The sequence below is a fragment of the Celeribacter sp. genome (genome assembly GCF_048261515.1).
Taxonomy (GTDB): Bacteria; Pseudomonadota; Alphaproteobacteria; order Rhodobacterales; family Rhodobacteraceae; genus Celeribacter.
Genome location: NZ_JBLXFZ010000003.1, coordinates 1 through 13502 on the forward strand (window position 1 = coordinate 1; position 13502 = coordinate 13502).

11 protein-coding genes are annotated in these 13502 nt (G+C 59.4%); 8 read left to right on the plus strand and 3 right to left on the minus strand.

From position 1 onward, the window contains the following. The first annotated feature begins 216 nt into the window (after positions 1–216). The 8 genes from ACN0SC_RS07050 (at position 217) to ACN0SC_RS07085 (ending at position 10895) form a co-directional block, all read left to right on the plus strand. Entirely contained in the window at positions 217–2439 is a 2223-nt protein-coding gene (locus tag ACN0SC_RS07050) for a choice-of-anchor F family protein (protein WP_417248962.1), read from the plus strand. A 582-nt stretch (positions 2440–3021) separates the two neighbouring features. Beyond that, a complete protein-coding gene (locus ACN0SC_RS07055) occupies positions 3022–3918 on the plus strand; it encodes a hypothetical protein (protein WP_417248963.1) in 897 nt (298 codons plus the stop codon). Between the two features lie 203 nt (positions 3919–4121). Beyond that, a complete protein-coding gene (locus tag ACN0SC_RS07060; RefSeq protein ID WP_417248964.1) occupies positions 4122–5057 on the plus strand; it encodes a D-2-hydroxyacid dehydrogenase in 936 nt (311 codons plus the stop codon). 241 nt (positions 5058–5298) lie between these two features. Next, a complete protein-coding gene (locus ACN0SC_RS07065; protein WP_417248965.1) occupies positions 5299–6246 on the plus strand; it encodes a hypothetical protein in 948 nt (315 codons plus the stop codon). A 5-nt stretch (positions 6247–6251) separates the two neighbouring features. Further along, complete coding sequence (locus tag ACN0SC_RS07070; RefSeq protein WP_417249235.1) at positions 6252–7346, plus strand: rhamnan synthesis F family protein; 1095 nt, start codon at positions 6252–6254, stop codon at positions 7344–7346. A gap of 41 nt (positions 7347–7387) precedes the next feature. Then, positions 7388–7870 (plus strand): Lrp/AsnC family transcriptional regulator, encoded by a 483-nt coding sequence (locus ACN0SC_RS07075; RefSeq protein ID WP_417248966.1) that lies wholly within the window; start codon positions 7388–7390, stop codon positions 7868–7870. 99 nt (positions 7871–7969) lie between these two features. After that, complete coding sequence (locus tag ACN0SC_RS07080) at positions 7970–9445, plus strand: NAD-dependent succinate-semialdehyde dehydrogenase (protein WP_417248967.1); 1476 nt, start codon at positions 7970–7972, stop codon at positions 9443–9445. A 79-nt stretch (positions 9446–9524) separates the two neighbouring features. Continuing rightward, positions 9525–10895 (plus strand): aspartate aminotransferase family protein, encoded by a 1371-nt coding sequence (locus tag ACN0SC_RS07085; protein ID WP_417248968.1) that lies wholly within the window; start codon positions 9525–9527, stop codon positions 10893–10895. Between the two features lie 102 nt (positions 10896–10997). Here the strand turns inward: ACN0SC_RS07085 and ACN0SC_RS07090 are convergent, their stop codons facing one another. Genes ACN0SC_RS07090 through ACN0SC_RS07100 form a run of 3 tightly spaced genes read right to left on the minus strand, consistent with a single transcriptional unit; the run spans position 10998 to position 13411 of the window. Further along, the gene (locus ACN0SC_RS07090) at positions 10998–11438 is read right to left on the minus strand and encodes a universal stress protein (protein WP_417248969.1); all 441 of its coding nucleotides are present in this window, start codon (positions 11436–11438) and stop codon (positions 10998–11000) included. An 11-nt stretch (positions 11439–11449) separates the two neighbouring features. Then, a complete protein-coding gene (locus ACN0SC_RS07095; RefSeq protein WP_417248970.1) occupies positions 11450–12736 on the minus strand; it encodes a TRAP transporter large permease in 1287 nt (428 codons plus the stop codon). A gap of 3 nt (positions 12737–12739) precedes the next feature. Continuing rightward, on the minus strand, positions 12740–13411 hold the full coding sequence (locus ACN0SC_RS07100; RefSeq protein WP_417248971.1) for a TRAP transporter small permease: 672 nt from the start codon (positions 13409–13411) through the stop codon (positions 12740–12742). Between the last annotated feature and the right edge of the window lie 91 nt (positions 13412–13502).

A 13502-nucleotide genomic window follows, 5' to 3' on the forward strand; every position in this document is an offset into this window, starting at 1 on the left:
TTTTGCTCATTATGGATCGTCTCGTTCGTTATGCGATCCACCTTAAACAATGGTCCGAATTTACGCGACCACCTCTCGACAGTACTTCATAAAAGTCACGGCATGACTTGGATCATATCTCCTCGAGAAAACACATGATAACATTTGAATACGTAATCAGGTGATTGCGTTGTTTCCTGCGCCCCGCATTCGGGGCATTTCTCGGGGAGGGAAAATATGTCTCTTAAAACACTTAAACTTCAAAGCTGCGCACCGATTGCAATTTTTGCGCTGATGGCGACGCCGGCGTTTGCTGGCGCATTCGACGAAATTCCAGTGATTGGCGTCACGGGGGATGGCTATGTTTTTGCCGATCCTGCGGAAGGTATTCTTGAGCCGGGTATCAAGTCATTCACAGACGCACCTAATGTGACATACGAAAACACTTCCAGCCCGAACGGCATCGCCAATTGCCTTATGGCCAATAATCCCGCCCTTGAAGGATGCGATGCGGAGCGCGGCTCTGGCAAGCGGGTCAAGACCCGTCTCACAGGCGCAGATGGCATGGACATCAGCCTGAGCACGCAAAGCACCGGAGATATCACCGAGTATTACGTCTACGGCAAAACCTCGAACCTCACGGGCGCGCGGATGGTTGGCTATACCCTCGAACTGGGCACGGGGACGGGTGATGATTTCACCGCCTTTGATGCAAGCGACCCTGCCTATCAGGCCTTGTTCGATCTCCAATTTGACGGCGGAAAATTCAACCTGCCCGACGGGCTGTTCGGCAATGGCGGGAACGAAGGGGACACCGGCTTTTTTGATGGCGGCGATAAAGCCGTGATGAACACAGTTCAATTTGAAGACGCGCTCATCAAGCTTGGCGAGATGACCGGCAATGCCACGTATGACCAATTGTTCGGGAACGGTTTCCTTGATGACAGTCAGGTGCCTGACGGGTTCTTCTTTGATATGTCGAGCTTTGACGAAGAGGCAGATGAGCCTAAACTCGTTGCGTGGCATAACGTCAGCACCGGAGCGTGGGTTTATGGCACGCTGGGTCTTGCGGGGGACGAACTCGACGAGAAACTGCAAAACCTTGCCGATACGCTTGGCGTTGATCTCGGTAGCCTCGACTATATTCCTGGGGACGACGTTCCCGAAGAGATCGTCGCGCTCATGGAAAGCAATGACCTTTTGAGTGTCGATATCATCGAAGACCTGCGGAACATGAACCTGAACTTCATGATCAGTCTGGGCGATGTCGATGGCGATCAAGTGACCCTGCGCCTCGCGCCGATCTTCGCGGAAATTGTCGCGGATGCCGCCACCGAGTATCAGTTCAAAGTCGCAGGCATGCTGGATGGCGCCGCCCAAGTGCCCTATCTCGATATGGGAAATGCGGGAACCTATGAGGCCGCAGTCGAAGAGATTCTCGACATCGAGGATGACGCAGAGCGGCATGCTGCCTTGGAAAGCGTTGGTTTCAGTTTCTTGGGAAGCTACAGCTCACTGTCCTATGAACTGGGGAGCGCAATGACGGCGGCTCTACCCGAAGTGGGGACTGTGCGAGGCGCGTCAGGAGCTACCCTGTCCACGAAAGGCCTGCCCAACGGTTGGGCGATCGGAGAGGATGCCACTGGGTTTGTCTCCATACAGGGCGAAACAGCGAGCTATGATCGCACGACTGATGGCGCAGGCTATGACATTGACAGCTATTCCTTTGCCGCAGGTGCGGAATGGCGGCTAGATCCGACATTGGGCTTTGGTGTCATGATCGGCGCAGGCACGGGATCGGCTGATGCGCAGGGCGATTTGGGGTCTGTTGACACGGATGCGCTGTCCATCGCCGTATTTGGTCGGAAAGCCTTCGGGAATGGCGGCAGTATCAGCGCCATGCTCGGCTATCAGGACCTGTCCTTTGAAAGCACCCGCAATGTGATGGGCGAGATTGCAAAGGGCAAAACTGACGGCTCTCAGGTCTTCGCAGCCCTCAATGCGCAATACATGTTCCAAAGCGGTGCATTCACCTACGGTCCGCGCGCGTCGCTTGAGTATTACAAACAAAAGGTTGGCGGCTTCGATGAAACAGGTGCTGGTGCGTGGAACCTCTCCATTGGCGATCAAAGCGGTGAAGTCACCATCGCATCGGTCGGTATCGAGGGCTCGTACACCCTGCCGCAGTCCAGAGGGGAGACTGTTCTGACAGGCGCTCTGTCGCTGACGAATGCCTCGGGAGACGATCAGCTGATCGAGACAGGCTTTGTCGGCCTTCCCACGACATCTGTTCCCGTGGACGAGTTTGATGACCAATGGGTTGATCTTGAACTGGGTTTCTCCACCACGCTCGGTGCGACATCCACATCGAAGACAACCCTGCAGGGCGGCTATCGTGGGGCCTTCGGTGAGAACCATTCAAGCCATGCCCTTCAGGCCGTAATTCGGTTTGAATTCTAAGCCCGCCATGAAGTCGTAAAAGTAAAACAGCGCCTGAATTCAGGCGCTGTTTTGATTGCGAAACCACAAGCCTGTGGAGCCAGATCATAGACCAAGCATCTGGGAGAGGTTCTGGGTGATGCAGCCAGATTACACGCTTGGGGCGTTCAGCGTCGTGAATGACCGCGTAACTTATGCTGAGGGGCCAATGAATGCTGACCCTTGTTGACCAATGCCGTGACATGCACAAATGAGCGCTCTTAAATTCGGGGTGTTACTCCGCCGCAAAGCAGGTGTATTCCTCGCGCCATGTTGAACGCTCTTATTCTCGCAACGGTCACATTAACAGGGGCAGTATTGATCTGGCCTCGGCTCTCTAATGCGAGAAGCTGGCGGGCGACCGTCACCCCTTTGGCGTCGATAATTGGGAGCGGCTTTCTGGTTTTGGGGCCCATCCTTGATGTCAGCTTCGGAGGCTATGCTCCGCTCGTGATGATTGGCCTATGTGCGGTGGCGTATCTTTTTGGCAGTGCGATCAGATTCAACATTGCGGACATGGACCGGAAGCCACCTTCGTCGCGCGTTGTGAGTGCGCTTGAAACGATGTCGTCCTGTGTCCTTGCTTTCGCTTACGTGGTTTCCGTCGCTTACTATCTCAACCTGTTCGGGGCGTTTGGCGTGAGCTTGACGCAGCTGAACGACGCCTTTCACGCCAACATGCTGACCAGTTCGGTATTTCTGCTGATCCTGTTTACAGGCGTGACGCGCGGCTTTGCAGCGCTTGAGCGAATGGAGCAGGTTGCGGTTGGTTTGAAGCTCGCCATCATTGCAGGTCTCTTATGTGGCCTTTCAGTTCACTTCTACGACGTCTCCGCGCAACAGGAATTAAAGTTTGGCTCACCGCAGGTCACAGGTTGGGCGGGCCTCACACTTATGGCTGGTTTGATCGTCACCGTCCAAGGGTTCGAGACATCGCGCTATCTTGGCGCAACATATGACGCCGCCATGCGTGTCAGGTCCATGCGCATGGCCCAGTTACTGTCCACCGGCATTTACTGTCTGTATATTGTGTTGCTGTCCTACGCATTCGAGTCCGATCCTTTGTCTTTGGACGAAACCGCGATCATCGACCTGATGCAGATCGTTGCTCCAATCCTGCCACTGCTTTTGGTCGTGGCGGCATTGAGCGCCCAGTTCAGCGCCGCCATTGCGGATACAAATGGATCAGGCGGCTTGTTTGCCGAGGTGAGCAGGGGGCTTGTGTCCGAAAAGCTGGCCTATACCTTTCTGGTCGGTATCGGACTTTTGCTCACGTGGACGGCCAATATCTTCGAAATCATCAGCTATGCGTCGCGGGCCTTCGCCCTTTACTACGCGTTACAATCCGCCATTGCCGCGGTGCGGGCCGCACGGTCAGGCTATCCTGCGCGAACGACCCTCTTTACCCTTCTGGCTTTGCTCGGGGTCGCTATCGCAGCGTTTGGCACACCTGTCGAATGACAAGCAGGACGGGCTGCTTCGGGCGGGCATGACTTGCGCGAAGGTGTGAAATGCGTGGACGGCCGAGGTTGTGGATGTGCTCGTGCGCGAGGGCGATTATAGTTTTCTCGACAGGGCGGGCTTTCGATCTCAGGGCTGGCCCCTACGGATGCGAATGACTGTCGTGCGACGCTTGTTTTGGCCGATTGGGGAGGGCTATTGCCATGAAAATCGTATTTCTTGATCGTGCAACTCTTGCCGAGAGCGTGGCCTTGCGCAGACCCGCATTTGATCACACGTGGACCGACTATGCGCAAACCGCGCCCGATCAGGTGTTGGAGCGTCTCGGGGAGGCCGATATCGCCGTTGTGAACAAGGTGAAGCTGCCGCGCGACATCCTGTGCGCCCTACCCAAGTTGAAGATGATCGCCGTCACGGCCACGGGAACCGACAATGTCGATCTCGACACCTGCCGTGAGCGGGGCATCGAGGTCAGGAATGTTGCGGGCTATGCAAAGGATACCGTGGCGGAGCATACCTTTGCCCTCATTCTCGCCCTGCGTCGCGCCATTCCGGGCTATATGGCGGATGTCGCGAAGGGGGCTTGGCAGGCTTCGGGCCAGTTCTGCATCCACACCCACCCGATCAAAGAGCTGCGCGGGAGCAGGATCGCAATTGTCGGAAGTGGCGCGATTGGACAGGCGGTAGCCAATATCGCCCGTGCATTCGGTATGAAAGTTGCCTTTACGGGCCGCAAAGGGGCCACGCAGGTTCCTGAGGGGCGGATGCCCTTTGAGGAGGCGCTTGGTTGGTGCGACGTGCTCACCCTGCATTGCCCCTTGGAGCACTCGAATGTCGGGCTGCTCGGACGGGCCGAGTTCGAGAAAATGGACCGCGCGCCGATTGTCATCAACACCGCGCGGGGCGGATTGATTGTCGAAGACGACCTTGCCGCGGCGCTGCGCGAGGGGCTGATTTCTGGCGCGGGCGTCGATGCCGCATCCGCCGAACCGCCCGCCGCCGACCACCCCTTCATGACGCTCCTCGACAGGCCCGATTTCATCCTCACACCCCATGTCGCATGGGCGGGTGAGGCGGCGATGCAGACGGTTGCCGACAGCGTGATTGCATCAATCGAAGCCTTTGTGGAGGCTGGATAGCTTCAAGGTTTCATGAGGTTGAAAGAGATGGCGCGCGGGCTTGATCGCTGCGCTGTTTTCTGTGACCTTGCCTCCGGCGTTCTTTGGCCTATCCCCGTAGTCCGAAAAGAACGTTCTCAGTGCGATGTCCAGGGCAATAGCAATTGCATTGGCGTGAGGTGGCGTTAACCTTTGTCTGTTGCTGGGCGTTTGCGTGCCTTCGTAAGACTGTTTGAGACAAGGATACGGGGAGCGAAATCCGATGACGCCTATCATTTTCAACATTGATGTCGAGCCTGCGCAGCGATTGGTGAAGGGGAAACCTGACGATTGGGCGGGGTTTTCGGAGCTGGTTGCGCTGATGATGGAGCGACGGCGGGGCCTTGAGGACGCCAGCGGGGCACCTGTCTCCTTTAACTGGAATCTGCGCATGGACCCCCAAATCGAAATCGCCTACGGGCGGGCCGATTGGATATTCGCCAATTTCGAGCAGGAGATCGCGCAGATCCTTGATACGAATGATACGCTTGGCGTGCATATCCATACGTGGCGGCCCGTGCGCAAGTTTTTCCGCGATACATGGCTGGCCGAGTTTGCCGATGAAGAGTGGATTTCGCATTGTGTGCACCAGTCGCTCGACACCTTCCGTGCCAACGTCGGGCGTGCGCCGACCGCAATGTCTTTGGGGGACAGCTTCATGCACTCTTGCGCCATAGCGATCATGGAAGAGCACAACGTGCGCGCCGATTTCACCATGACGCCAGGACGCGCGCCGAAAGGGGCAAATGGCAAGGGCGAGTTGGCGAATGGCACCACGCCCGACTATCGCAACACGCCGCGATATCCGTTTAAACCTTCGGCCGCTGACTTTACCCGCGAGGGGCCGAGCAATTACGGGCTTTGGGAGTTTCCCATCACGGGTGGTGTGGTCGGAAAAACGCGCAAGGGTGAGGACCGCTATAATAAATTGCTGTTTGGCACCAACCCCGAGTGGGTCGATACCCTGATCACGCGGGCCCTCGCCGAAGGTGCGCCCGTCATAGCAGGCGACTGCCGGACCGATGTGCTGACCCATCCCAAGACCCGCGAGCGATTCCTCTGGGCGCTGGATTATCTGGAGGGCAAGGCTCGCACCGATGGGCTGACGTTCCTCAACTTGGCGCTCTTGTGTGACCGGCTCGATGAAAAGCCTCTTGAGGTTGCGCAGTGATCCCGATGTGGAAGCTGCGTCGCGAAGCCCTTCGTATCTGGCGACAGTTCACCTTCGCCTCGATGCACTTCGTTGAACAAGCGTGGTTTCGCCTCTATCGGGCACGGCACGGAGACGGGATTTGGCTGGATGGGGAGGGGCCTCAAACCGACAAGGTGGCGATCTTTCTGGTCTATCAACCCGATGGTCTCGGCGCGAGCGCGGGCATCACCTGTGCGCATCTGGCGGCCAAGGGATATTCGGTGCATCTGGTGTCCAACGCGCCGCTGTCCGAGAACGATCTCGACATGGTGCGCCCCCATTGCGCGCGCATCCTCCAGCGGCCAAACCACGGATATGATTTCGGCGGCTACCAGAAAGCGATCCTTGACCTCCTTGAGAGTGGCGTATCCCCGTCGCGTCTGTTGCTGCTTAACGACTCCATCTGGTTCCCGCTGTTCGGAGATTGCGATCTCCTCAATCGTCTTGAGGCGATGGAGGCCGATCTGGCGGGCCCCGTTTACTACGCACACCGCAGCCCCCATCTGCGGCATCTGCAATCCTACATGATGTTATTCTCGCGCAGGGCGGTGGAGAGCGCGGCCTTCGTGCACTTCTGGCGATGCTACAAGATGTCGAACAACAAGCTGCGCACGGTGCGCAATGGCGAGATGCGGCTGACCGAGGCCTGTGTAAGAGGCGGGCTAGCGATGTCGACCCTGCGCACCGCGCGCGAGGCCGCCGATCTAAGCAAGCTGTCGCCACAGGCGCGCGATGCCGTCGCCGCCTATGAGGGGCCGCGCGGGAAGTATAGTGACGACACGCCCGATGGTGCGGATGGGCCTCGCGTCGGGCGTTATATCCTGACCAATCATCCCTTGGTCAATCTGGAGCTGTTCAAGCTCGGTTTTGTCAAGAAAGACGGTGCCCCGAATTACCTGTGCCAGCGTTCCGCGCTTTTTGATCCGCCGTGTCGGGATATTCTTGCGCAGATGCTCCCCGAGATACGCGATGAAATCAAAGCGGACCTCGTGCGGCGGGGGCAGGGGGTGCGCCTGCCTCGAGACTCTGCCGAACGATCTGGCGCGGCTGGACTGCGCCGTGGCGTTTGGCGTGTCTGATTGGGGATGCAGGCGGTGGGATTTCCGCGTAAGCTCTTGAAATGATCAAACTCGACGCCCGCGATATCGATATTCTGCGCGTGCTTTCCCGCGAGGGGCGCGTCTCGAAAGCCCGTTTGGCCGAGGCCATCGGCCTGTCGCCCACGCCCGCGTGGCAGCGGTTCAAGAAGCTGGAGAAGGCGGGGCTGATCGAGGGGTATCGCGCCGAGATCAACCTGCGCAAACTTGGGCCGTCGGTTACGGTCTTTGTCGCGGCCGAACTGGCCGATCATACGCAGGCCTCATTCCAGACTTTTGAAGCCTCCCTTCAGGCGCATGAGGAGATCGTGGGCTGCTGGGCTTTGGGGGGCGGCTTCGACTATCTGTTGCAGATCGTCGCTCGCGATATCGACGCCTATCAGCGCCTGATCGACACGCTTTTGGACGCCCGCATCGGGATTGCGCGCTATTTCACCTACATCGTCACGAAGCAGGTCAAGGGCGGCCCGCTGCCCTTGGGATTGCTCCTAGACCAAATGGACTAGTGGTGCGCGGATTTTAGGCCGAATTGGCCGATCATCTGCGCGATTTGGTCTCTTTCTCCTGTCCTGTCTTGGCACAGTGGGGGTGAAAGGAGACTGCCCATGTTCGAGACCACCATGTCCGTGCGCCCCGATATCGAGGATAAAAGCCTGCTGCGTGCCTTCTCCTATGTGAATGGCAAATGGGTCGGCGGCAGCGATGGCGCGAGTGTGACCGTGAGCGATCCCGCCTCTGGTGCGCCATTGGGCGAGGTTGCAGCGATGAGTGCCGATCAGGCCCGCGAGGCTGTGGATGCGGCCGATGCAGCCTTCCCCGATTGGGCCGATACCCTGCCGCAAGAGCGCTCCGCGATCCTGCGCCGCTGGTTCGATCTGGTGATTGCGGCCAAGGAAGACTTGGCGCGGATCATGGTGCTGGAACAGGGCAAGCCGCTCTCCGAGGCGCGTGGCGAAATCGACTATGCCGCCTCCTTTCTTGAGTATTACGCCGAAGAGGCCAAACGACCCAATATCGAGGGCGTGACCTCGCATCTGGCCGATGCCGAGATGGAACTGTGGTATGAGCCGATGGGGGTTGTGGCGCTCATCACCCCGTGGAATTTTCCCTCCGCCATGCTGACGCGCAAGGCCGCCGCAGCACTTGCCGCGGGCTGCACCGTGGTCGCACACCCCTCGCAGGAGACGCCCTATAGCGCGCTGGCGCTGGCCGAACTGGCCGAGCGGGCGGGGGTGCCTGCGGGTGTGTTCAACGTCATCACGGGCGATGCGCCGACCATCGTGACGCCGTGGTGCGACGACAACCGCGTGCGCGCGCTTTCCTTCACTGGCTCGACCGAAGTGGGGCGGCTTCTCTATCGCCAGTCGGCGGAGACGGTGAAAAAGCTGGTGCTGGAACTTGGGGGACACGCGCCGGTTCTGGTCTTCAAAGGGGCCGATATCGACCGCGCCGTGGATGAGGTTATCAAGGCGAAGTTTGCCACCTCCGGACAGGATTGCCTCGGAGCCAACCGCATCTACGTCGAGCGGCCTGTCTATGACGACTTCTGTGCGAAATTCGTGGAGGCGACCAAGGCTCTGACCCTCGGCAACGGCATGGACGATCCCGACATCGGCCCGCTGATGAATGCGGGTGCCGTGGCCAAGCAGGTCGAGCAGGTCGAGGATGCTGTGGCCAAGGGCGCGCAGTTGGCCTGTGGCGGGGCTGTGTCCGATCTGGGGCCGCTGTTCTATCATCCGACCGTGCTGACAGATGTGCCCGATACGGCGAAGATCATGCGCGAGGAGACTTTCGGTCCTGTCGCCCCGATCACGCCCTTTGACAGCGAAGAGGAGGTCGTCGCGCGGGCCAATGACAGCGAATACGGCCTGATCGCTTACGTCCACACCCACGATCCGCGCCGCATCTACCGCCTGTCGCGGGCGCTGCAATACGGCATGGTTGCGGTTAACCGCACCAAGGTCACGGGCGCGCCGATCCCCTTTGGCGGGGTCAAGCAATCGGGCCTTGGCCGCGAGGGCGCACGCGCGGGGATGCAGGAGTTCATGGAGGTCAAATACGTCTGCCGCGACTGGGCCTGAGGTCCGACGCGTTGCCCGACAGATGTCCGACGGAAATCCGACAGTAATCCGACACACAACCGACAAGGAAAAACAGCATATGTTGACGAATGACCAACTCTCGAAATGGGACCGCGAAAACTTCTTTCACCCCTCCACCCATCTGGCGCAACACGCGCGGGGCGAGGCGCCCCAGCGTGTCGTGACGGGCGGCTCTGGTGTCCATATCGAGGATCGTGACGGCAACCGCCTGCTCGACGCATTCGCGGGGCTTTACTGTGTCAACGTCGGCTATGGCCAGACCGAGATCGCCGATGCCATCGCCGAGCAGGCGCGCGAGTTGGCATACTACCACGCCTACGTGGGTCACGGCACGGAAGCCTCCATCACGCTGGCCAAGATGATCCTCGACCGTGCGCCGGATCATATGTCGAAGGTCTACTTTGGCCTGTCAGGCTCGGACGCCAACGAGACCAACATCAAATTGGTATGGTATTACAACAACATACTCGGTCGCCCAGAGAAGAAGAAGATCATCTCCCGCTGGCGTGGCTATCACGGGTCGGGGTTGATGACGGGGTCGCTGACGGGGCTGGAGCTGTTCCACAAGAAGTTCGATCTGCCGCTGTCCCAAGTGGTCCACACCTCCGCGCCTTACTACTTCCGCCGCGAGGATGCCGCGCAATCCGAGGCCGATTTCGTCGCGCAATGTGTGGCCAATCTGGAGGCGACGATTGAGCGGGAAGGGGCCGATACGATTGCCGCGATGATCGGGGAGCCAGTGCTTGGTACAGGCGGGATCGTGCCGCCGCCTGCGGGCTATTGGAAGGCCATTCAGGCTGTTCTGGACAAGCACGACATTCTGCTCATTGCCGACGAAGTGGTGACGGGCTTCGGACGTCTGGGGTCGATGTTCGGCTCTGAACACTACGGCATCAAACCCGACCTCATCACCATCGCCAAAGGCCTGACCTCCGCCTATGCGCCGCTGTCTGGTTCCATCGTGTCGGAGAAGATGTGGAAGGTGCTGGAGCAGGGGACAGATGAGAACGGCCCCATCGGTCACGGCTGGACCTATTCGGCGCACCCGATCTGCGCCGCCGCCGGGGTGGCCAACCTCGAACTGATCGACAAGCTCGATCTGGTGACGAATGCGGGTGCGACAGGGAAGTATTTCCGCGACGGGTTGCAAGACGCCGTAGGTGGTCACGCCAATGTGGGCGAGGTGCGCGGCGAAGGTTTGATGGCGGCCGTGGAGTTTGTCGCCGACCGCGATGACCGTCGTTTCTTCGATGCTTCCGAGAAGGTGGGCTACCGGATCGCGGGGGCGCTTTTGGAGCGCGGCGTGATCGGGCGGGCCATGCCGCAGGGCGATATCCTCGGCTTTGCGCCGCCCTTCGTGATGACGCGCGAAGAGGCCGATACGGTGATCGAAGCGACCCGCGATGCCGTGACGGAAGTGCTCGGCTGACGCGAGAACGAAACCGCGAGAAAATTGAAGGGGGCGCCGTTGAGCGCCCCCTTCTTCCTGTTCACATTTGGGATGGTCAGGAATTCTGTTGCTTCGCGCGCCTTAGGTCACGAGGACGGGCATGGGCGCGATGCTTGTCACCTTGTGGCTCACAGAGCCCAGCATATAGCCCTCTTCGGAACCAAGTCCGCGCGAGCCAACCACGATCAGATCGCAGCCCTTTTCCTTGGCGAAAGCCACGATAGTACGTGCCGACTGGCCGCCCTTGATGAAGGCATGCACCTTTTCCACGCCCTTGTCGCGCGCATAGGCTTTGGCGGATTCGGCGGCTTCGCGGGAGACAGTGCGCATGGTGTCGTCGAGGTTCTCTGTCTTGAGATCCCCGCGCACCATCGACAGGGACGCCTCAAGGATCGAATGGTGGCGGTAGACCGTGATGACGTAAAGTTCCGCTCCTGCGAGCAGGGCCAGCGCAGTGGCCTTTTCAAGCGCCGCAAATGCGCCGTTGGAGCCGTCACAGGCGATCAGGATTTTGGTAAACATCGCGCGCCCTCCTATTTCGAGAATGCCAGATCACGCAGGAACAAGGCGATCTGCGGGAAGAAGATGAGCAACACCGCCACCGAGAGCAGCATGAAGATGAAGGGCGGGGTGCCTTTGACCACCTCTGCATAGGGGCGCTTGAACACGGCGATGGCGGTGAAGATGTCACAGCCGAAGGGTGGCGTGGCGCTGCCGATGGCGACTTGCAGGGTGATGATGGTGCCGACCAGAACGGGGTCGAGGCCGATGGCATTCACCACGGGGGCGAAGATCGGCACGAGGATCAGGATCACCACGATCGGATCGACGAACATACACCCGACAAAGAAGGCGATCGAGATCGTGAACAGCACCCCGTAAGCGCCCATCTCGTCGATGCCGATGGCACCGAGCACCTGTTGGGGTATCTGCGCAAAGGAGATCACGTAGGAGAAGGCCGCGCCGGCGCCCACGAGGATAAAGACAACGGCCGTGATCAGCCCCGTCGATTTCGCTGTGGCATAGAGCTGCTTGACGCTCATCTCGCGGAACACGCCCATTTCAAGGATCAACGCGTAGAGAACACAGGCGGCTGCGGCTTCGGTGGGGGAGAAGATCCCGCCATAGATGCCGCCGACGATGATGACGGGAAAGCCCAGTGGCCACAGCGCACGCTTCATCGCGCGGGCACGTTCTCCCCATGTGGCGCGCGGCTCGGTGGGGACGTTGTGGCGGATGGCGTAGATGTAGGAGTAGATGGAGAAGAGCATCAGGATCAGAAGCCCAGGCCCGATGCCCGCGATGAAGAGTTCGGAAATCGAGGTGCCTGAAACGACGCCGTAGATGATCATGCCGATGGAGGGCGGGATCAGGAAGGCGATGTCGGAAGCATTCACGATCAGCGCCAGAGCAAAGCTGTCCTTGTAGCCCGCCTTGAGCATACGGGGACGCAGGGGGCCACCGACGGCGACCACGGTGGCTTGGGTGGAGCCGGAGACCGCGCCGAAAAGCGTGCAGGCGGCGGCCGTTGAGACGGCCAGTCCGCCCTTGAGGTGGCCCACGAAAGACATCACGAGGTCAATGAGGCGGTTGGCCGATTGCCCGCGCGTCATGATATCGGCGGCGAAGATGAACATCGGTACCGCGATAAGGCTGGCGGGGCGGATGCCGCCAAGGATTTGCTGCACCATCGTGTCCAACTGGCCGAAGCCTTGGAACAGGGTGACGAAACCGATCAACGAACCCGCGATCAGCGGGATCATCATGGGAAATCCGAGAAGGAGAAGCACGATCATCGTGCCAAAGATTGCCATTGCCATGTCTCAGACCTCCTCTTCGCCAGTGTCGTCATAGCCCTCAAGGGTGCTTGTCGAGAGCCAGATATCTTTGTGAATCATGTTTTTGATTGCGGTCAGCGCGTATTGCAGCCCCGTGAGGAAGAACCCCAAGGGTGCCCAGACGATGATCCACCAAACAGGAATTTGCAGCGCGGGCATGAGGCGGCCGCGGCTCGCCTGTGTCATGACGTAATCGAGCGCATACCACGCCAGCATGAACATCGCGGCGGAGGTCACGAGCGAGATTACGATCATCAAAACCTTGCGCAGTGGGGGCGGAGTGGCGTCGAAAAAGGCGGACATGCGGATGTGGCGACCGTGACGCGCGGCGTAGGAAATACCTGCGAATGTGATCAGCACGATGAGTGCCTGATTGACCTCCTCGGAGAAGAAGATGCTCTTACCCACGATGAAGCGCCCAACCACGTTGGCCATGGTATTGAGCGCCATGAGCAACACGCCGAGCGCGAGCAGAACCGCTTCGATACGGGCGATGGCAACGTCGATTACGCCGAGAAATCCAGGCAGGCCAGACACATAGGCGGAATCGTCGATGTCATCGTCGGTGGCGGTCGGTGGAATGGCAGCGAGGCTGTCGGGGTCGAGCGCAGGATCATGCGCGGGATCGGGCGTTACGCCGTCATCTTCTGGCTTCATGGCCGCTGTCCTTTGAGCGTGTGCGTTCTTGTCACGGGACGGTGCGCGCGCCTGCGCACTGTCTCTTTTTCGGGGTCGGCCAAGGGAGGGT